General features: G+C 67.9%; 19 protein-coding genes. 13 read left to right on the top strand and 6 right to left on the bottom strand.

Features of this window, described 5'->3' with window-relative positions; genetic code table 11:
- The first annotated feature begins 137 nt into the window (after positions 1-137).
- Positions 138-2,723: a rifamycin-inactivating phosphotransferase gene (gene rph / locus ACSVDM_RS23850; RefSeq protein ID WP_439268008.1), complete on the top strand. Its 2,586-nt coding sequence runs from the start codon at positions 138-140 to the stop codon at positions 2,721-2,723.
- On the opposite strand, the gene ACSVDM_RS23845 is transcribed toward rph, so the two are convergent.
- Positions 2,720-3,412, bottom strand: a complete 693-nt coding sequence (locus ACSVDM_RS23845) for an LmeA family phospholipid-binding protein (protein ID WP_439268006.1) — start codon at positions 3,410-3,412, stop codon at positions 2,720-2,722. The two genes, rph and ACSVDM_RS23845, sit on opposite strands and share 4 nt — an antisense overlap.
- 138 nt (positions 3,413-3,550) lie before the next feature.
- Between ACSVDM_RS23845 and ACSVDM_RS23840 the strand changes: the two genes are divergently transcribed.
- Together ACSVDM_RS23840 and ACSVDM_RS23835 are read left to right on the top strand one after the other, a co-directional pair.
- Positions 3,551-3,874, top strand: a complete 324-nt coding sequence (locus ACSVDM_RS23840) for a hypothetical protein (protein WP_225279460.1) — start codon at positions 3,551-3,553, stop codon at positions 3,872-3,874.
- A gap of 89 nt (positions 3,875-3,963) precedes the next feature.
- Positions 3,964-6,009: a heavy metal translocating P-type ATPase gene (locus ACSVDM_RS23835; protein WP_439268004.1), complete on the top strand. Its 2,046-nt coding sequence runs from the start codon at positions 3,964-3,966 to the stop codon at positions 6,007-6,009.
- Between the two features lie 4 nt (positions 6,010-6,013).
- On the opposite strand, the gene ACSVDM_RS23830 is transcribed toward ACSVDM_RS23835, so the two are convergent.
- Positions 6,014-6,700, bottom strand: coding sequence for a ZIP family metal transporter (locus ACSVDM_RS23830; protein ID WP_439268002.1), 687 nt, complete (start codon positions 6,698-6,700; stop codon positions 6,014-6,016).
- A gap of 107 nt (positions 6,701-6,807) precedes the next feature.
- On the opposite strand from ACSVDM_RS23830, the gene ACSVDM_RS23825 reads away from it, so the two are divergent.
- Positions 6,808-7,164 (top strand): hypothetical protein, encoded by a 357-nt coding sequence (locus tag ACSVDM_RS23825; RefSeq protein WP_225279459.1) that lies wholly within the window; start codon positions 6,808-6,810, stop codon positions 7,162-7,164.
- A 2-nt stretch (positions 7,165-7,166) separates the two neighbouring features.
- On the opposite strand, the gene ACSVDM_RS23820 is transcribed toward ACSVDM_RS23825, so the two are convergent.
- Together ACSVDM_RS23820 and ACSVDM_RS23815 are read right to left on the bottom strand one after the other, a co-directional pair.
- Entirely contained in the window at positions 7,167-7,400 is a 234-nt protein-coding gene (locus tag ACSVDM_RS23820) for a hypothetical protein (protein WP_439268000.1), read from the bottom strand.
- A 69-nt stretch (positions 7,401-7,469) separates the two neighbouring features.
- Complete coding sequence (locus ACSVDM_RS23815; RefSeq protein ID WP_439267998.1) at positions 7,470-8,621, bottom strand: lipase family protein; 1,152 nt, start codon at positions 8,619-8,621, stop codon at positions 7,470-7,472.
- A 164-nt stretch (positions 8,622-8,785) separates the two neighbouring features.
- Between ACSVDM_RS23815 and ACSVDM_RS23810 the strand changes: the two genes are divergently transcribed.
- Positions 8,786-9,967 (top strand): sensor histidine kinase, encoded by a 1,182-nt coding sequence (locus tag ACSVDM_RS23810; RefSeq protein WP_439267996.1) that lies wholly within the window; start codon positions 8,786-8,788, stop codon positions 9,965-9,967.
- Complete coding sequence (locus ACSVDM_RS23805) at positions 9,964-10,629, top strand: response regulator transcription factor (protein WP_439267994.1); 666 nt, start codon at positions 9,964-9,966, stop codon at positions 10,627-10,629. Before ACSVDM_RS23810 ends, ACSVDM_RS23805 begins: the two co-directional genes overlap by 4 nt.
- Positions 10,630-10,647: 18 nt before the next feature.
- Here ACSVDM_RS23805 and ACSVDM_RS23800 read toward each other — a convergent pair whose 3' ends face one another.
- The gene (locus ACSVDM_RS23800; protein WP_439267992.1) at positions 10,648-11,418 is read right to left on the bottom strand and encodes an ankyrin repeat domain-containing protein; all 771 of its coding nucleotides are present in this window, start codon (positions 11,416-11,418) and stop codon (positions 10,648-10,650) included.
- 163 nt (positions 11,419-11,581) lie between these two features.
- Here ACSVDM_RS23800 and ACSVDM_RS23795 point away from each other — a divergent pair, with 163 nt between their 5' ends.
- From ACSVDM_RS23795 to ACSVDM_RS23770, 6 genes are all read left to right on the top strand, one after another.
- Positions 11,582-12,127: a DUF4822 domain-containing protein gene (locus ACSVDM_RS23795; RefSeq protein ID WP_439267990.1), complete on the top strand. Its 546-nt coding sequence runs from the start codon at positions 11,582-11,584 to the stop codon at positions 12,125-12,127.
- A gap of 99 nt (positions 12,128-12,226) precedes the next feature.
- A complete protein-coding gene (locus ACSVDM_RS23790) occupies positions 12,227-13,549 on the top strand; it encodes a PE-PPE domain-containing protein (RefSeq protein WP_439267988.1) in 1,323 nt (440 codons plus the stop codon).
- Positions 13,550-13,583: 34 nt separating this feature from the next.
- Positions 13,584-14,504: a LysR family transcriptional regulator gene (locus ACSVDM_RS23785; RefSeq protein WP_439267986.1), complete on the top strand. Its 921-nt coding sequence runs from the start codon at positions 13,584-13,586 to the stop codon at positions 14,502-14,504.
- 266 nt (positions 14,505-14,770) lie between these two features.
- Positions 14,771-15,973, top strand: a complete 1,203-nt coding sequence (locus ACSVDM_RS23780; RefSeq protein ID WP_439268085.1) for a PP2C family protein-serine/threonine phosphatase — start codon at positions 14,771-14,773, stop codon at positions 15,971-15,973.
- Positions 15,974-16,011: 38 nt separating this feature from the next.
- Positions 16,012-17,565 carry a sensor histidine kinase gene (locus ACSVDM_RS23775; RefSeq protein ID WP_439268083.1) on the top strand — a complete coding sequence of 518 codons (1,554 nt, stop codon included), beginning with the start codon at positions 16,012-16,014 and terminating at the stop codon, positions 17,563-17,565.
- Positions 17,562-18,005, top strand: a complete 444-nt coding sequence (locus tag ACSVDM_RS23770; protein ID WP_067488980.1) for a response regulator — start codon at positions 17,562-17,564, stop codon at positions 18,003-18,005. The genes ACSVDM_RS23775 and ACSVDM_RS23770 overlap by 4 nt, the downstream gene beginning before the upstream one ends.
- A 6-nt stretch (positions 18,006-18,011) precedes the next feature.
- Here the strand turns inward: ACSVDM_RS23770 and ACSVDM_RS23765 are convergent, their stop codons facing one another.
- The gene (locus ACSVDM_RS23765; protein ID WP_439267984.1) at positions 18,012-18,458 is read right to left on the bottom strand and encodes an ATP-binding protein; all 447 of its coding nucleotides are present in this window, start codon (positions 18,456-18,458) and stop codon (positions 18,012-18,014) included.
- Positions 18,459-18,620: 162 nt separating this feature from the next.
- Between ACSVDM_RS23765 and ACSVDM_RS23760 the strand changes: the two genes are divergently transcribed.
- On the top strand, positions 18,621-18,992 hold the full coding sequence (locus ACSVDM_RS23760; RefSeq protein ID WP_439267982.1) for an STAS domain-containing protein: 372 nt from the start codon (positions 18,621-18,623) through the stop codon (positions 18,990-18,992).
- Positions 18,993-18,995 lie beyond the last annotated feature (3 nt).

Genomic DNA, 18,995 nt, shown 5'->3' with positions numbered 1-18,995 from the left:
CGAGCCCGGCTCGGCGGCGGTTCGCCGCGTTTCCCTTCCCCTTCTCACTGTATACACGATCGCGGCCGCTCATGAGACATCGAAATGTGGTCCATAATCGCTCGCGTACTGCTGAAATCGCAGGTGAGGAGCGGGTTATGGGTGTTGTTCTCGAGTTCGGGCAAATCGACCGTTCGCAGGTGGGAATCGTCGGGGGCAAGGGTGCGAACCTGGGTGAGCTGGCGCGCATCGAGGGAGTGCGGGTGCCCGAGGGGTTCTGTGTGACGACCGAGGCGTTCGATCGGGCACTGGCGGGCGCGTCGGCGGTCCGGGAACGGATCGGCGAACTGGCGGCCCTTTCGCCCGACGACCGGGCCGGGATCGCCGCGGCAAGTGCGGCGATCCGCGAGGCTGTCGAGGAACTGCCGGTGCCCGAGGACGTGGCGGCCGAGATCGTCGCCGCGCATGCCCGGCTCGGCACCGACGCCGCGTACGCGGTGCGTTCCAGCGCCACGGCCGAGGATCTGCCGACCGCGTCGTTCGCCGGTCAGCAGGACACCTACCTGAATGTGATCGGTGCGGCGGCGGTGCTCGATCATGTCCGCCGGTGCTGGGCGTCGCTGTTCACCGACCGGGCGGTGACCTACCGTCTGCGAAACGGGTTCGACAGCAGCATGATCCGGATGGCGGTCGTGGTGCAGCGGATGGTGTTTCCGCGTGCGTCGGGCATTCTGATGACGGCCGACCCGGTGACCTCGGATCGGACCGTCGTCTCCATCGACGCCGGTTTCGGTCTCGGTGAAGCACTGGTTTCCGGTCTGGTGAACGCCGATGTGTACAAGGTGCGCGACGGGGAGATCAGCAAGACCATCGCCACCAAGAAGATCGCCGTCGAACCGGTGGGCTCGGGCGGCACCGAGGTGCGCGATATCGACGAGGATCGCCGTAACGAACCCGTCCTCTCGGATGCCGAGGTGCTGCGACTGGCCGAACTGGGCCGGCGCATCGAGGCGCACTTCGGCTCGCCCCAGGACATCGAGTGGTGTCTCGACGACGAGATCCGCCTCGTGCAGAGCAGGCCGATCACCACCCTGTTCCCGATTCCCGAGGCGGCCGACGACGCCCACCGCGTGTATGTGTCGGTGGGTCATCAGCAGATGATGACCGACGCCATGAAACCACTCGGGATTTCGCTGTGGCAGCTCACCAGTCACGCGGCGATGCGGGACGCGGGCGGGCGGTTGTTCGTCGATGTCACCGAGCGGTTGGCCTCGCCGACGGCCGGCCCCGCGCTGGCCGAGGCGCTCGGGAAGTCCGATCCCCTGATGGGCGACGCGCTGCGCACCGTGCTCGAGCGCGGCTTCGTTCCCGTTGTGCCGCAGACCGATCCGGTTGCCGTGCCACCCGCACCCGCCCCGATCGACACCGACCCGGCGATCGTCGACGAACTGATCGCCGACTGCGAAACCTCGCTCGCCGTGCTGAAACGCGACATCGCCCCCTTGTCCGGGTCGGCCCTGCTCGATTTCATCCACGCCGATATCGCGGAATTGCGCCGAGTGCTGTTCTCCCCGCGCGGATTGCAGATCATCACGGCCGCCATGGAGGCGACCGAATGGCTCAACGACCGCCTGGGCGAATGGCTCGGGGAGAAGAACGCCGCCGATGCGCTCACCCAGTCGGTGCCGGGCAATGTGACCTCGGAAATGGGGTTGGCGTTGCTCGATGTCGCCGATGCCATCCGCCCGCATCCGCAGGTGATCGAGTATCTGCGTGCGGTCGAGGAGAGCGGCACGAACGATTTCCTCGGTGAACTCGAGCAGCGTTCGGGCGGCCCGGCGGCTCGGGTCGCCATCACCGAATTCCTCGACAGATACGGCATGCGGTGCGTCGGCGAAATCGACATCACCCGGACACGGTGGAGCGAGGACCCGACCACTCTCGTGCCGACCATCCTCGGCAATGTGCGCAACTTCGGAAACGGCGCGGGCACAGAACGTTTCGAAGACGGTTTGCGCGACGCCGAAGCGCAGCGGGCACGGATCCTGCGGGAATTGCGTGCGCTGCCGGACGGGGAGAGCAAGGCCTCCGAAACCGAGCGGATGATCGATCGGGTCCGCACTTTCGCCGGTTACCGGGAGTACCCGAAGTACGGCATGGTCAGCCGCTATTTCGTGTACAAGCAGGCATTGTCGCGTGAAGCGGGGCGACTCGTGGCGGCCGGTGTACTCCAGGAACCCGACGACATCTACTACCTGCGGTTCGACGAACTGCGTGAGGTGGTGCGCGTCCAGCAGGCGGACCAGGCCCTCGTCGCCCAGCGCAGAGATGCGTTCGATATCTTCCGGACGCTCAGTGCGCCAAGGGTTCTCACCTCCGACGGTGAGGCGGTGACCGGGGCGTATCGGCGCGAGGACCTGCCCGAGGGCGCTCTGCCGGGGATGGCGGTCTCGGCGGGAACGATCGAAGGGCGAGCCCGGGTGGTCCTCGACATCGGTCAGGCCGATCTGGAAGCGGGCGACATTCTCGTCACCGCCTACACCGACCCCAGCTGGACACCGCTGTTCGTCGGTATCGCCGGCCTGGTCACCGAAGTGGGCGGCCTGATGACCCACGGCGCGGTCATCGCCCGCGAATACGGGCTACCCGCCGTGGTCGGGGTGGAACACGCGACCGACCTGATCCGCGACGGGCAGCGCATCCGGGTGAACGGCGCCGACGGCTATGTCGAAATCCTGACCTAGCCGTCGGCGAGACGCACGTTCTCGGCCGCCGCGGTGACGTGCAGACCGTCGGCGGCCGGGGTGATCGCGGTGATATGCGCCCCGAGCGGCAGGCTCTGCAACGGAACGACGAAGGTCAGGCTCCGCTGGATCAGGCCGAGAGAAATCGTCGGACCCCCGGCCGCGTGGCGCACGGACACGGGTGTCACCTCGATGCCGTCGGCGGTCGGTGCGACGGTGACGATGACCGTGGCGGGCACCATGATCCCGGCGACCGGGAACCGGCCCGCCACGCTCAAACCGTCCGACCCGAATTCGATGGAGTCGACGTCGTCGGGAGCGAACCCCCGTACGACGTCGTAGGGAACGACAGCCGTCGCCGTGGCCGTCGCCGCCACCAGGTTCGAGGTCCGGTTGCCGAGCACATCACCCAGCGGTGCGGACACATCGCGCAGGGTGACATCGAGGTCGCGCACGGTGATGTCGTCGCCGGTCCAGTCGCCTACCGCGATGTCGATGACCGGGTACCGGCCGTCGAGCGCCTGGGTGAGGAACGGGAAACCACGGATGTCGACACCGGGCTGTCGCGTGAGCTGGTATTCGGCGGCGATCTGGCGTCCGATCGCGTTCTGTGCCAGCACGAGCGCGACCCGATCGCCTACCACCAGTGCGATCGCCGCCACGATCAGCAACGTCAACAACGTGCGCACGCCCAATCCCTTCGCCGCACCGGTGTAGCCAGTGGTCGCCCATGCTACGGCGCGGGCGCCTGTTCGTCCGGCCCGATTGGACCGCGACGCAGTGGGTATTGCCGTCCACACGCAGTCCATCGGAGGGAAGGATCGACCATGGCGTACCCCGCCCACCAACGCTCCCCCATGTCGCGCCGCACCGGGCGCGAATTCCCCGACCACGCCCGAACCACCCGCAGCCACGCCGGTGAAGGCCTGGAGGACGGGTACAACTTCCCCGGCATCATCCTGTGCGCGATGGCCGTGATCGCCCTCGGCCTGTGCCTGACGGCCGCCGGATACGGCTTCGCGGGCTGGGGTGCCATCGCCGCCGTGGCCGCCGCGACGCTGGCCGTCGCGGGTGTCGCCTGGTTGCTGCTGGAACACCGACGCGTGAAGTCCAAGGAAGGCCTGAATCTCACCGATCAACGCGGTCACTAGCCGAGCCGCGCTCGACGCCCCCGGCCTGTGTCAGGTCGGGGGCGTTTTCCTGTGCGGCCCCCGCGACGCTCGGGGGTAGCGTCGGCGTCATGGCCGACGACCACCGGATGGGCAGCGGTTCGGACACGATCCACGACGAGCACCACGACATGTCTTCGGGTCATCACGGCGACCACGTGGCCATGTTCCGGCGGTTGTTCTGGGTGATGCTGGCCTTGGCCGTGCCGGTGGTCGCCGCCGACATGATGTTCGCCGAACTCGTCGGCTACACCGTGCCGACGGGGTTGCGGTGGGTGTCGCCGGTCCTCGGCACCGTCATGTATTTCTGGGGCGGCCGACCGTTCCTCACCGGGGCCGTCGACGAGATCCGGGCGCGCAAACCCGCCATGATGCTGCTGATCTCGCTGGCCATCACCGTGGCCTTCCTCGCGTCCTGGGGCTCGACGCTCGGCGTGCTGCACCACGAGCTCGACTACTGGTGGGAACTGGCGCTGCTGATCGTGATCATGCTGCTCGGGCACTGGATCGAGATGCGCTCGCTCGGGCAGGCCTCGAGCGCGCTGGAATCGCTGGCCGCGCTGCTGCCCGACGAGGCCGAACGCGTCCGCGACGACGGCTCGACCGACACCGTCCGGGTCGACGAACTGCGCACCGGTGACCGCGTCGTCGTGCGACCGGGCAGTCGGGTGCCCGCCGACGGGCTCGTCGAGTCGGGCAGTGCCGATGTCGACGAGTCCATGATCACCGGCGAATCCCGGCCCGTGCGCCGTGAAGCGGGCGACAAGGTCGTCGCGGGCACGGTCACCACCGATTCGGCACTGCGGGTACGCGTCACCGCCGTCGGTGCCGATACCGCCCTCGCCGGCATCCAGCGACTGGTCGCCGAAGCCCAGAATTCCTCCTCCCGCGCCCAGGTACTCGCCGATCGGGCGGCGGGCTGGCTGTTCTGGTTCGCCGCCGGGTCCGCCGCGATCACGGCCGTCGTCTGGCTGGCGCTGGGCCGACCCGAGGATGCCGTCACCCGGACCATCACCGTGCTGGTCATCGCCTGCCCGCACGCGCTCGGCCTGGCGATTCCGCTCGTGGTGTCGATCGCCACCGAACGCGCCGCGAAAGCCGGAGTGCTCATCACCGATCGCCGTGCGCTCGAAGCGATGCGCACCGTCGATGCGATCCTGTTCGACAAGACCGGCACCCTCACGCGTGGCGCGCCCGCTGTCGTCGGTGCCACCGCCACCCGGTCCGGCCTCGCGGACGACGAAGTTCTCGCCTTGGCCGCGGCCGCCGAATCCGAGAGCGAGCATCCGCTCGGACGCGCCATCGTCGACACCGCGACCGAACGCGGTATCCACGTCCCCGCCGCCACGGAGTTCACCGCTCACAACGGTGTGGGTGTGCGTGCGACGGTCGACGGTTCGACGATCGAGGTCGGCGGTCCAGCCCTCCTGCACCGCCACCACCTCGAGCCCGCCGAGGCCACCGCCCGCTGGTCCGCGCAGGGGTCGACGGTGCTGCACGTACTGCGCGACGGCGAGCTGATCGGCGCGCTCGCCCTGGCCGACGAGGTGCGCCCCGAATCCGCGCAGGCGATCCAGGCGCTGCATCGCCGGGGCATCCACGTCGCCATGATCACCGGTGACGCCGAACCGGTGGCGCGCGCTGTCGCCGAGCAGCTCGATATCGACCAGGTGTTCGCCGGGGTCCTGCCGAAGGACAAGGGCGACAAGGTGCGTTCGCTGCAGGAGGCCGGGCACACCGTGGCCATGGTCGGTGACGGTGTCAACGACGCGCCAGCCCTCGCGCAGGCCGATGTGGGTATCGCGATCGGCGCGGGCACCGACGTGGCCATCGCCTCCGCGGGTGTGGTCCTGGCCTCCGACGACCCGCGCGCGGTCGTCTCGGTGATCGAGCTGTCACAGGCCACCTACCGCAAGATGATCCAGAATCTGGTGTGGGCGGCGGGCTACAACATCATCGCCGTGCCGCTGGCCGCCGGTGTGCTCGCGCCGTGGGGTGTCACCATGCCGATGGAGGTCGGGGCGCTGCTCATGTCGGCGTCCACGATCGTGGTCGCGCTGAACGCTCAGTTGTTGCGACGCATCGACCTCGACCCGGCCACCGTGGTGCGGGAGTGAGCATTCATCCGATGGCGAAGGCGACGAAGAAGCCAGCCGCCGTCGCCATTCCGACCCACCAGCCGCCCTCCCGATAGGCCTCCGGCACAAGGGAATCGGCGAGCATCGCGATCGTCGCACCGCCCGCGAAAGCCTGCACCGCGCTGATGGCGGTGCCGGAGATGGTGTCGGCCAGCGCGTTGCCGAGCACGGTGACCCCGACGAGCACGGCCGAGGTGACCGCCCACAGGCCGAACGTGCGGCCCGGTGAGAATCCGTGCTGGTCGCGCAGGAACGCGACCGCGCTCACCGCTTCGGGCACGTTGCCCACCGCGATGGCGACCAACAGCACCAGCCCCCCACCCCCGACCAACGACACACCCAGCGCCGTGTTCTCGGGAATTCCGTCGAGCACCGTACCGAGCAACAGCGCCCACCCGATCGCGGCCCCGCCCAGCTTGTTCTCGATCAGATGGTCGGCGACCACATACATCCCGGCGCCCGCGAACAGCGCGATTCCCGCGATCACCGCCCCGTCGCGCCGGAACGCGGGCGCGAACAACTCCTCCGACACCGCCGCGATCATCGTTCCCGCGCCGAACGCCATCAGGGTCGCCAGCACCGGCCGAGGCAGCGTCCACCGCACGCCGATCGCCACCCCGATCATCAGCGGAACCACGGTTCCCAGCCCGTAGAGCAGCGCAGTCAGCATGCGCAGAGCCTATCGAGACAGTGGCCGCCGCCGGGGTTCATGGCGCGTGGCGCGTTCGGCGAGGACACTTGGGAACAAATACGCCGATGTTCCGAGGAGGACTGATCATGGCGGATGACAGGCCATTCGATGCCGATGATTTCGAACGGGTGCTGCGTGGGGCGAGCGATGAGATCCGCGGATTGATCGGGAAGGCGGGGGGATTCCTGGATCAGTCGGTGCTGAATTCGCTGTTCGGGCAGTTCACCGGGCCCCAGCAGGCGTCCGAGCCCGAGACCACCGGGGACACCGGGGGCGGGGTGTGGGCGATCTACACCATCGATGAGGACGGGCAGGCGCGGGTGGATCAGGTGTTTCCGAGCGAGCTCGAGGCGCTGCGGGCGCATCGCGACAACACCGATGAGCATCGTCGGGTGCGTTTTCTGCCCTACGGGGTTCCGGTCAGCGTGCTCGACGCGCCCTGACCTTATTCGGTTCCCTTGCCGCCCTTACCTTTTCCCTTCCCTTTGCCTTTACCTTTCCCCTTGCCCTCACCTTTTCCGCCGGGCTCCTTCTCGTCGTCGACGACGGTCCCCTCGTCTTGGGCGGCGACGACCGGGGGCTGGACGGGTTGGACAGGATGGGCGCTCGCCGCACCCCCTGCCAGCAGGACCGTGAGAACTCCGACCGCCGCGGCGGTGGCGAAAGTGTGAGTCGACAACGTGAGCCCCTTCTCGTGGTGGAAAGTGCTACCTCTGCGATCAACCGGTCCAGCGTAACCGCTCGCCGGTCAGCTGTTCGGCAGGACGGCGTGGAGGAATCCCCGCGCATCGGCGGCCGCGGCGTCGAGCAGGGTGAAGTGGTCCGCGCCGGGGTGCAGCGTCAACCGGCTGTCGGCGCCGTCGGCGCGCAGTTGCTCCTGGAGCAACACGGTCGTCGGCGCAGGTTGCACGGTGTCGATGCCGCCCTGCAGGAGCAGCACCGGCCGCTGATGCCCGCTGGTCGGCGCGCTCAGGTAGTCGCCCAAGGCCGCGATCAGCGGCGAACCCGCCAGCGGCTCGGTGAAGAGCAGGCCCACCGGCTTGCCCGTCACAGCCTCCTCGAGCGCCGCGACGCAGCCTTCCCCGGCCCACGCGACGGCGAGCATCTGGCGGCCGTGTTCGCTCAGATAGTCGGTGACCCGCAGGTCGGGGCGGGCGTGGTCGAGTCCGGCCAGGATCATGACCAAGCGGGCGTGCAGGCCGTCGAGCCCGGGTAGGGCGGGGGTTTCCGGGCGGGCGAGCGCTCCGATGAGGTCTTCGACATTGCTGGTCGGGCCGTAGGCGACAGTTCCGCGTAGATCGGTGTCGGCGGCGTAGGTCGCCCACAGCTGGGCGGCCGCGAGCACGGATTGCCCGCCGATGGAATGGCCGGCCGCGACGAACGACCGTGACAAGGCGGGATCCACCGTGTGGGTGGCACGCACGATGTCGAGGACGGCATGACCGGCCGCCCTTTTCGCGAGGTACTCATAGGTGCCCGGCCCACCGAGACCGATGTAGTCGGTGGCTTCGACGGCGTACCCGTCCGCCAGATACGCCGACAGGTGCGATGTCTCGTCGAAGGTGTCGGCTACACCGTCGTTCAGGTTGGGTGCGCAGCCTTCGGTCATCCCGCTCGTGCCGTGCGCCCACGACACCACCGGCCACCCTCCGGCCGGTGGTGTGCCCGCGGGCACGTACACGGTGCCGCCGCTGACCTCGCCTTGCCCGTTGTGCCCCGTGGTCCGGTAGAGGATCCGGTATCCCTTGCCCGCGTGGGGAATCAGCTCGTCGGCCGCCAGCACACGCGACGACACGATCGACCCGGGCTCCGCCGGTGGTCCGGCGGTGGCATGGCCGGTGGTCGCCGCCGAAAAGACGAGCAGCGCAAGGAAGAACGGGTATCGCATCGGGATCGTCATACCACCGATCCTCGCCCCGATCTCCCGACCGGCGCGTCCACCGAAACCGGTAGCCGCCTACGCATCTCGACGTACTTCACCGACCTCAGCACTACGCCGGATCGACTACCCATCCACTCCTTCACACGTACGCGCGCCCCGCACGGCTCCCTTACGATCGCCACATGAGAGCGTGGATCGCACGCAGGCCGGCATGGGTTGTCGACCTGGTGCTCGCGGTGTTCGTCACCGCCGTGCAGGTGCAAAGCCTCGGTATCCCCCTCGGTGCCGAACCGGTATCGCGCCCGGTCACGGATCTGGGCGGTTCCGCCTACGCGCTGCTCGCCGCAAGCGGAGCCGCGCTGATACTGCGCCGCCGTCTGCCGGTGACCGTCTTCCTGCTGACCGGTGCGCTCAGCCTCGTCTACTTCGCCCTCGACTTCCCCGACCGGCTGTCGTGCCTGGCGCTTTTCGTCGCCACCTACACCCTCACCGCCCACGGAGAAGGCAGACGTCCGGTACAGATCGCGACGCTGGGCACCGTCGTGCTCGCGCTCGGCTGGCTGATCGCGGCGGCCGATGTGCGGCCCGACGTCGCGATCGGCTGGGTGTTCTTCCGTATCGGCGCCACGGTCATCAGCCTGACCCTCGGCACCTCGATGCGTTCGCGCCGGATCATCGCCGCCGACGCCCAGCTGCGCGCCGACCTCGCCGAGCGGCACCGTGAGGAGGAGGCGCGAGCCCGGGTCGACGCCGAACGGTTGCGGATCGCCCGCGAAGTACACGACACCGTCGCCCACGCCATCACCATCATCAATGTCCAATCCGGCGTCACCGCACACATTTTGGACAAACGCCCCGAACAAGCACGCGAGACGTTGCGGATCATCGAAGAGACCAGTTCCCGTGCGCTACGCGAAATGCGCGCGATTCTCGGTGTGCTCACCGGTGACGACCGGCGCGAACCCGCTCCCGGTCTGGATCGGCTCGACGGGCTGGTTGCGGTGGCCCGCGATGCCGGTCTCGACGTGGTCGTCGACCACGACCCGGCCCGCGCGTCGCTGCCGAGTGCCGTCGACTCCGCAGCGTTCCGCATTGTTCAGGAATCGATGACGAATGTGATCCGCCATGTCGGCCCCACGACCGTGCGCGTGCACGTGGAGCAGGGAGACGAAGAACTGCGCGTCCGCGTGACCGATTCAGGCGCAGGCGCGGTCGGCCACACCGACGGCACCGGACGCGGAATCATCGGCATGCGGGAACGTTGCGCGCTGCTCGGCGGCGAACTGTCGGCCGGTCCGCGTCCACAAGGCGGCTTCGAGGTGCTGGCCCGGCTGCCGTTGCACCCGGTCGGAGTGCACTCGTGACGATCAAAGTGCTTCTCGCCGACGACGAACGCCTGGTGCGTTCCGGATTCTGCGCCCTGCTCGACCTCGAGGACGACATCACCGTGGTCGGGGAAGCCGAGAACGGCTCGCAGGCCTGCGACGTCGCGTGCGCCACCCGGCCCGATGTCGTCCTCATGGACATCAGGATGCCCCGCCTCGACGGCATCGAGGCCACCCGCCGGATCGTCGCCACTGCGGGCCTCGAACAGGTCAGGGTTCTGATCCTCACCACTTACGACACCGACGAGAACGTTTTCGACGCCCTGCGAGCCGGCGCGGCGGGCTTCCTGCTCAAGGACGCCGGGCCCGCCGAACTCCTGCACGCCATCCGGGTCGTCGCGGCGGGCGACGCCCTGCTGGCCCCGCGCGTCACCCGCAGACTCATCGGCCATTTCACCGCGCGTCGCCGTGCCACCGAATCCGCGACCCACCGCCTCGCGGTCCTCACCGACCGGGAACGCGAAGTGCTCGCCCTGGTCGGCCGCGGCATGAGCAACGACGAAATCGGCGCCGCCCTGTTCGTCAGTCCCGCCACCGCCCGCACCCATGTGGGCCGGATGATGACGAAACTCGGTGCGCGCGACCGCGCCCAGCTCGTCGTCATCGCCTTCCAGACGGGCCTGACCAGCCCCGACGACTGAAGGGCCGTGTGCTTCCGGTCAGGAATGGTTGCGCAGGATCTCGACGATCGCGGTCTGGCCGAGCCGCTCCGCGTTCTCGAGCACCGTGCGGCCCTCGGCGTCGGGGATGTTCGGGTCGGCACCGGCATCGAGGAGAGCGGTGACCGTGTCCTGGTATTTCTGGGAGCCGTCGCCGTAGATCACGGCTTCCTGCAGAGCCGTCCAGCGGGGCGTGTTCACGTGGTCGACGTCGACACCCGCCTCGATCAGGATCCGGACCGTCGAGACGAATCCGTGCTCTGCCGCCGGGATCAGCGCGGTGCCGCCGTATCGGTTCAGGCTGCGCACGTCGGCACCGTGCGCGAGGGTCATCGTCAGGATCTCGTCGTAGCCTTCGGCGCCCGCGTACAGGTAGGCCGAATCCTGCATGTCGTCCTTGGCGTTGACGTCGGCACCCGCGTCGATCAGGACTCGTGCCGCGGCGGTGGCCTGATTCTTCACGGCCGTCACCAGCGGCGTGCGGCCCTCGTCGTCGCGCGCTTCCAGGGGTGCGCCGCGGTCGAGCAGTTCTCGCACGCGAACGCCGTCGTCGGCGGCCGCGGCCTCGTGCAGCGGTCCGGCGAGCGCGGGATCGGACGGTGCCGACGTCGGCGCACCGGTCGTACCCGCCGCGGTGGTCGTAGCCGCTGTGGTGGTGGTCTGCGTGGTCGACGGCGCGTCGGACCCGGTGGACGAGTCGGTCGAGCACGCGGTGGAGAGCACCGCCGTCCCGGCGAGCGCCAGCACAGCCATGCGGATCGAGGTGATCATGTGGAGCCTCCTTTGCCGAGCATCCGATACATCGGCGAGCCGACCTGCTCCGGCCCCGGTGGACAGGCTCGCCGGTCGAGTTCACGCCCCTGACCACCCACGATGGCTACGCTCGACGCTACGTCGACCGACGCGATACGAGCCATCAGCGGAAAGGTTACCCGTGAAGATCTCCCAGATCGCCTCCGTCATCACCGCCGCCGCCCTGATCGCCGTGCCCCTCGCGGGCTGCTCCGACGACAGTTCCGACACCGCCGCCACCACCTCGGCCGAGACCACTTCGGCGATGTCGACCTCGGCGGCGACCACCACCGCGAACTCGACGCGGACACCGTCGCAGATCCTGTCCGCGCACCCCTGGGAGACCACCGGCGCCGTCGACCAGGACGGCAACGAACTGCCGCTCACCGACGCGAACGTCCAGAACTACGTCGGCTTCGCCTATTTCGACGCCGACGGAACATTCGAGATGTACACCCTCGACGACAAGCCGAAGATGCACGGGGACTGGACTGTTTCCGCCGACGGCAAGACCCGCCATATCGTCGCGAAGAACGACGACGGCACGGTGATGTTCGAGCGCGACTCCGAGATCACCGAACTGACCGATTCGATGTTCACCTACCGCACCTACCCGGACCAGAACGACAAGTCGAAGTACGTCGACATCATCCACACACCTACCGACCACCCTGAACCGCAGCGGTAGTCCGGACAATCCGGACACATGCTTGTACCCCGGCGGCCACGGCTGCCACAATTGCTCAGCGGTTGCCGAGGTTTCTCCCTGATGCCGAAGGGGTAGTTCATGAGGCCGAATGCGAGATTTGCCGATGTGCCGAAGAAGCGTGGTCGGCATCGGAAGCGTTCGGCGGCACGGGTCGGTGCTTCCGCGGCATTCGTGACCGCGCTCGGCGTCGGCTGGCTCGAGGCGCAGAGCCTGTGTGCGGTGGCTTTGGCGGCGACGTCGGCGCTGATCGTGCCCGGCACCGGGACCAGCGACCCGTCTGTGGCACACGATTTCGAGAGCAACGCCTACCAGAACTTCATCGATCCCGGTGCGCAGGGCTGCACCGACAACACCTGCCCGGGTGTCGATTTCGTTCCGGTCCCCTACGACGCCTCGCTGTGGCCGGTGATCTCGTCCAAAGGGCCCGGGGCGTCGTCCGCGAAATGGGACACCTCGGTCGCGGGTGGGGTCGCCACGCTCGATCAGCTCACCCGCCGGCAGCTCGGCGCGCCGGGTACCGTGACCGTGTTCGGCTACTCGCAGGGTGCCACGGTCGCCAGTGCGGAAAAGGCAGCGTTGGCCGGGCTTTCGCCCGAGGACAAAGCGCGGTTGTCGTTCGTGCTGATCGCGAATCCGAACCGGCCCAACGGCGGAATCATCGAACGCCCGGTCCTTTTCGGTGGGATACCGGTCGCCGACATCACCTTCGGGCCACCGACACCCACCGACACCGGCATCGCGACCACCGACATCGCCATGCAGTACGACGGCATCTCCGATTTCCCGGCCTACCCGCTCAATGTGCTCGCCGACGCCAACGCGCTGCTCGGCACACTGCTCATCCACCCGTCCTACCTGCAGCCCAAGGGCAACGGCGCGGGAGGTGCGCCGAAGGCGGGCGCCGCGATCTACGGATACCCGGACCGGTCCGAGTTCATCGCGCAACAGAACTGCGACGAGCTTCCACAGCACTGCCAAAACCACGGCGACACAACATATGTCACCATTCCGAACCCTCAGGGCGCACTACCGCTGCTGTATCCGCTGCGCGCCATCGGCAAGCACACGAACCGCGCCGATCTCACCGAACCGGCCGCCGCACTGGCCGAGCCCGCCCTGCGCGTACTCGTCGAAACCGGATACGACCGCACCGACTACTCCGCGCCGACCCCGTTGCGGTTCGACCAGCCGCTCAACCCGCAGAAGACCGCGACGCTGGCCACCGATCTCCCCGCCGCCATCGACCAGGGCATCGCCGAGGCCACCGCCGAAATCGAGAACCCCACCCACAACACCGACCGCACCCTGCCGGTGGAGACGGTCCTCGCCAACATCGACGATCTGCTCCCACCCGATCCGGTCGTGTCGCTCGTCCGCGATTTTCTTCCAGCCGCGCCCTGACCAGGCGCTATTCGTCAATCAATACACTGGACGAATGAAGCATCGGCACGGTGATGGCAGTCTCGACCTGGTTCAGTTGCGAACCTTCCTGGCCGTCTACCGCTCCGGCTCGCTCACCGCGGGCGCCACCCAGGTCGGCCTGTCCCAGCCCACCGTCACCAGCCAGCTGCAAACACTTGAAAAAGCCGTGGGCCGACCACTTTTCGACCGCCTACCGCGTGGAGTATCTCCCACGGCCACCGCTCACGAACTGGCCGCCCGGATCGCGGACCCGCTCGACGCCCTCGCCGAGGTCACCGGCACCACCACTGGTCACCCGCCGCCTGAACCACCCGTGCTGCTCGGCGGGCCCGCCGAGATCCTGGCCACCCTTGCCCTGCCCGCCCTGGCACCGCTGATCACCGAGGGCATGCGATTGCAGGTGGTAACCGGCCTCGCCGACGACCTGCTCGCCGAATTACGCACCGGCGCTCTGGATCTGGTCATCTCCGCCATCCGGCCGCGTGGCCGGGCCGTCGTCGCCGAACCCCTGGCCGACGAGGAATTCGTCCTCGTCGCGAACCCGGCCACCGCCGCTCGCATCGACACCGGACGCCTCGAACGCGGCGACGCCACCGCACTCGCCCACGTCCCCCTGGTGAGCTATGCCCCCGATCTGCCGATCCTGCGCCGCTATTGGCGCCACGTCTTCGGGCGCCGCCTCGAACGCCGCCCCGCCGTCGTCGTTCCCGACCTGCGCGCGGTCCTCGCCGTGGTGACAGCAGGCGGCGGCGTGAGCGTGTTGCCACGCTATCTGTGCGCGTCCGCCTTGGCCGCCGGAACCGTTCTCGCGCTTCTCGATCCGGAAGACCCGCCGATCAACACCGCCTACCTTGTCGGCCGTTCCACTCGCACCGAACGCCCCCACGTCGCACTCGTCCGCACCCGCCTTCGCGAGGCGGCGCCGACCTGGTGATTCACCGGGCGGCCGGGCACCCCGAATCGGGTGGGCGCCGAGCGGTTCGGTGATCGGATAAGATCGCAGAGCTCTTTCGGTCCAGCCAGCGGCTGAAGGAGCCAGTTTGCGCTGCGGGCGCTCGGGATCGGAGACATTCGTGCACACCGCTGGATTTCGGCTGTCCACCTGCGGGAGAAGACCCACTCGCCGAAACAGTGTGAGCGTCGGGACCGGCATTCCCACGGGTCGCCGTGCCGCGCAGTGACACAGCCGCCGCCGATCTCCTGGTCACCGAGGCCGCGACCCTGCCGGGCCGGGCAACCCGGATCCTGCTCGTCGAGGACGACCCGGGTGACGCGCTGCTGGTAGAGGAGCTGGTGGCCGATCTCGGCGCCGGACCGCGCCTGGAGTGGGTGCGCACCCTGGCCGAGGCGGGCGAACGGCTGCGCACCGACACCCCCGATTGTGTCCTGCTCGACCTGCACCTGCCCGATGCCAACGGGCTCGAAGCACTGGCGCGACTACACCAGATCGACGACCAGATCGCCGTCGTGGTGATGACCGGGCTCGACGAGGAGCAGACCGGGCTCAACGCCCTGGCCGCGGGCGCGCAGGACTACCTCGTGAAGGGCCGGGTGGAGCCCGAATTGTTCGGTCGGGCGGTGCGTTACGCCATCCAGCGTAAGCACGCCGAGCGCACGACCGCTGCCCTGCGGGCCAGCCAGATGCGGGCGCAGGAGAACGCGCGTCTGGAACGCGGCCTGCTGCCCACTCCCTTGCTCGGTGCCGACCGCGCCGTCGAGGTGCTCGCCCGGTACCGGCCCGGCGCCGACCACTCCCTGCTCGGTGGTGACTTCTACGACGCCGTCCAGGACGCCGACGGCGTGGTGCACGTGGTGATCGGCGATGTCGCGGGTCACGGCCCCGAGGCCGCCGCAACGGGTGTCGCGCTCCGATTGGCCTGGCGCACATTGGTTCTCAGCGGCGTCACCGGTGCCCGTCAGCTCTCTTTGCTCGAGGAACTGCTCGTGGCCGAACGCCGCGACGAGCAAACCTTCGCGACGGCGACCGTGTTGCGGCTCGACCCGGTGACCAGGCTGGTTCAGGTGCGCCGAGCGGGCCACCCGGGGATGCTGCGGCGCGCGGACGGCGTCTCGAGCTGGTTGGAAGTCGACGGTGGCCCGGCCCTCGGGTTCGTCCCGGGCCACGGGCAGTGGCCTGCGCACGAGCTGAGTCTTGCCGAGAACGCCGGGCTGATGCTGTTCACCGACGGACTGTTCGAAGGCCACGTCGGCGACGGCAGCCGACGACTGGGCGAGGACGGCCTGCTCGAACTCGCCAACACCCTGCCCATCGCACACCCGGACGAATTCGTCGACGCACTGATCGAACGAGTGGAAGACCGGGCCGCCACCGCGGGCGGCCTGGACGACGACGTGGCCATCCTCTATGTGCGATGGCGCGACAACGGAAGGCTTGCGCAGTGACGACCACAGCCCATGACCAGAAACGGTTGATCAGCCGGATGACGGCTCAGGGCTGGTTCCAGCTCGTCTTCGCCTCGATGATCGTCGCCGTGATCGTCGGCGCCGTGGCAGGCGCCCAGGTCATCGCCCACACCAACCGGGTCACCGACCGGCTGGTGGCCCAAACGCTTCCGGCCGCCGCCGAGGCCGCGCGACTACAGGGCGCGCTGGTGAACGAAGAAGCGGGCATCCGGGGCTACGTGCTCACCCGTGACCCCCTGTTCGTCTCGCACTACACCAGCGCCAGGCAAGACGAGGCGAGAGCCGTCGAACGGCTCGAGCAGTTGATCGAGGGCCGTCCCGAACTCCAGGCCGACCTGACCGCTCTGCTGACCGCCGCCGACCTGTGGCGCACCGCGTATGCCGAGCCGGTGATCGCCCAGGGCGGCGCACCGAACCGGACAGACATGGGTATCACCTACTTCGGTGAGTTGCAATCACGGTTCGCCACCCAGAACGACAATCTCACCGCCGCCGTCGACCGCGACAACAGTCGGCTCGACACCGCCCGCACCACCCGCAACCTGGTGCTGTCAGGCATCGTGGTCGCCTTCCTGGTGACGGGAGCGGCGCTCACCGTCCTGGTGCGCCGCCTCGTCGTCCGGCCGCTCGGCTATCTCACGGAGTCCTCCCGCCGCGTCGCGGCAGGCGAATTCGACTCCCGCATCGATCCCGTCGGTCCCTCCGACATCGCGCTCGTCTGCGCCGCCGTGGAGAACATGCGCGACCATATCGTCGCCGAACTCGCCTCCTCGCGCGTGCAGGAATCGGTGCTGCACCAGCAGAAACAGGAACTGGCCGACCAGGCGGAGGAACTGCGGCGCTCCAATACCGAACTCGAGCAGTTCGCCTACGTCGCCTCCCACGACCTGCAGGAGCCGCTGCGCAAGGTCGCCTCGTTCTGCCAGCTGCTCGACAAACGCTACGGCGACCAGCTCGACGAACGCGGCAAGCAGTACATCGACTTCGCCGTCGACGGCGCCAAACGCATGCAGATACTCATCAACGACCTGCTCACCTTCTCGCGAGTCGGGCGCGTATCCGACGGCACCGAACCCGTCGAGCTCGCCGACAGTCTCGACGCCGGGCTCACGGCGCTGTCGTCGAGCATCGAGGAGACCGGCGCCGTGATCGAGCGACCGGAGCAGCTGCCACGAGTCGAGGGCGAACCGACACTGCTGGTCATGCTGTGGCAGAACATCATCGGCAACGCGATCAAGTTCCGCACCCCGGGATCGACGCCGCAGATCCGGATCACCTGCACACCGGACGACACGGGCTCGGGTTGGCAGTTCAGCGTCGCCGACAACGGCATCGGCGTCGACGCCGAATTCGCGGACAAGGTTTTCGTCATCTTCCAGCGCCTGCACGCCCGCGACGCCTACAGCGGAACCGGTATCGGGCTGGCCGTCTGCAAGAAGATCGTGGAATTCCACGGCGGCCGGATCTGGATCGACACCGACTATCACGACGGCACCCGCCTGTGTTTCACCCTTCCCACCCTCGACGAATCCACCACCGCATCCGACGCCCGGAAAGAGGCTATCGCGTGACCGTTCCCGGCCAGCCCATCGATATTCTGCTCGTCGAAGACGACCCCGGCGACGAATTGATGACGAGAGAGGCGTTCGAAGACAACAAAATCGGCAATACCCTGCATGTGGTAAGAGACGGTGAGGAGGCCCTCGACTTTCTCTACCGTAACGGCAACTACGCGGATGCGCCGACACCCGACCTGATCCTGCTCGATCTGAATCTCCCGAGATACGACGGCAGGCAGGTATTGGAGAAGATCAAGGCCGACCCCGAGTTGTCACCGATTCCGGTGGTCGTGCTGACCACATCCGCCGCCGAGGAGGACATTCTGCGCAGTTACAAGTTGCATGCCAATGCCTATGTGACCAAACCGGTCGACCTCGACCAGTTCATCGCGGCCATCCGGCAGATCGACGAATTCTTCGTGCAGGTCGTCCGGCTGCCGAGGGTGCGCTGACCGGCTTCACGAGCAGGCGATGAGCATGGTGACGACGGTGCCGGATTCGGTTGTCTCGACGTCGAATTCGCTGCTCACCGCGCGCATGATGGTCAGTCCCCGGCCGCGCGACTCGTCGGCGACCGCGGCACCCGGCCGCCAGCTGCCGTGGTCGGTGACGACCACACGAATGTGGTCGTCGGTGACCGATGCGTCGATTTCGACCGGTCCACCATCACCGCGATGTCCGTGCTCGACAGCATTGGTACACGCCTCTCCCGCGGCCAGTACCACATCGTCGACCAGTGTTTGCCGCACCGGAATGTCGCTCAGCCAGGTACGCAGCGCACGACGGACCTCGACCAAACGATCAGCCTTCGCGGAAAATTCCAGATAGAAGGGTTTCAGGGTGTTCTCCTGACCGGACGGGCGCCTCGGCACCGAGCTGTGTGCTGTCGGTCTCGCTTCTGGCATTTACCCCATCCGATCCACTGCTAAGCAGGGCGCAAGTGTGATGCATACTTCCGGCGAGGATAGCGCGAGGACATGAGACCTCTTCTGTAAGGTCCGCTTTCATCGGGTAAGTTGAGTAAGATGTGTTCGCCGACCCGGCGACACCGAGGCAAGAGGTGGAAAGTGGCGAATCGCGACCAGAACGGAATCCCCGACCTCGATGTGCAGGTACGCGCCGAAGACGGATTCGAAATCCTCACCGTTCGCGGCGAAGTCGACATGGCATCGGCGCCGCAGTTGCAGGCCGCGCTGGAAAAGGCACAGCAGGGTGGAAATACGCTCGTCGTCGACATGACCCAGGTGGGATTCCTCGGGTCGGCCGGACTCAGCGCACTGCTCGTCGTGTCGAAAGCGGCACCGGGCCAGTTGCGGGTGGTCGCGTCCCGTGAGGTCGCCCGCCCCATCGAACTGACCGGCCTGGACAAGCTCCTCGCCGTGTACAGCACCCTCGAAGCGGCCTTCGCCGCCACCGACGGGGCTCCCTCCGCGCTGTAAGCG

This window comes from Nocardia sp. JW2 (assembly GCF_051843015.1).
Taxonomy (GTDB): domain Bacteria; phylum Actinomycetota; class Actinomycetes; order Mycobacteriales; family Mycobacteriaceae; genus Nocardia; species Nocardia coubleae.
The sequence above is the reverse complement of the archived record's forward strand: the minus strand, read 5'-3'. Positions and strand labels throughout refer to the sequence as shown.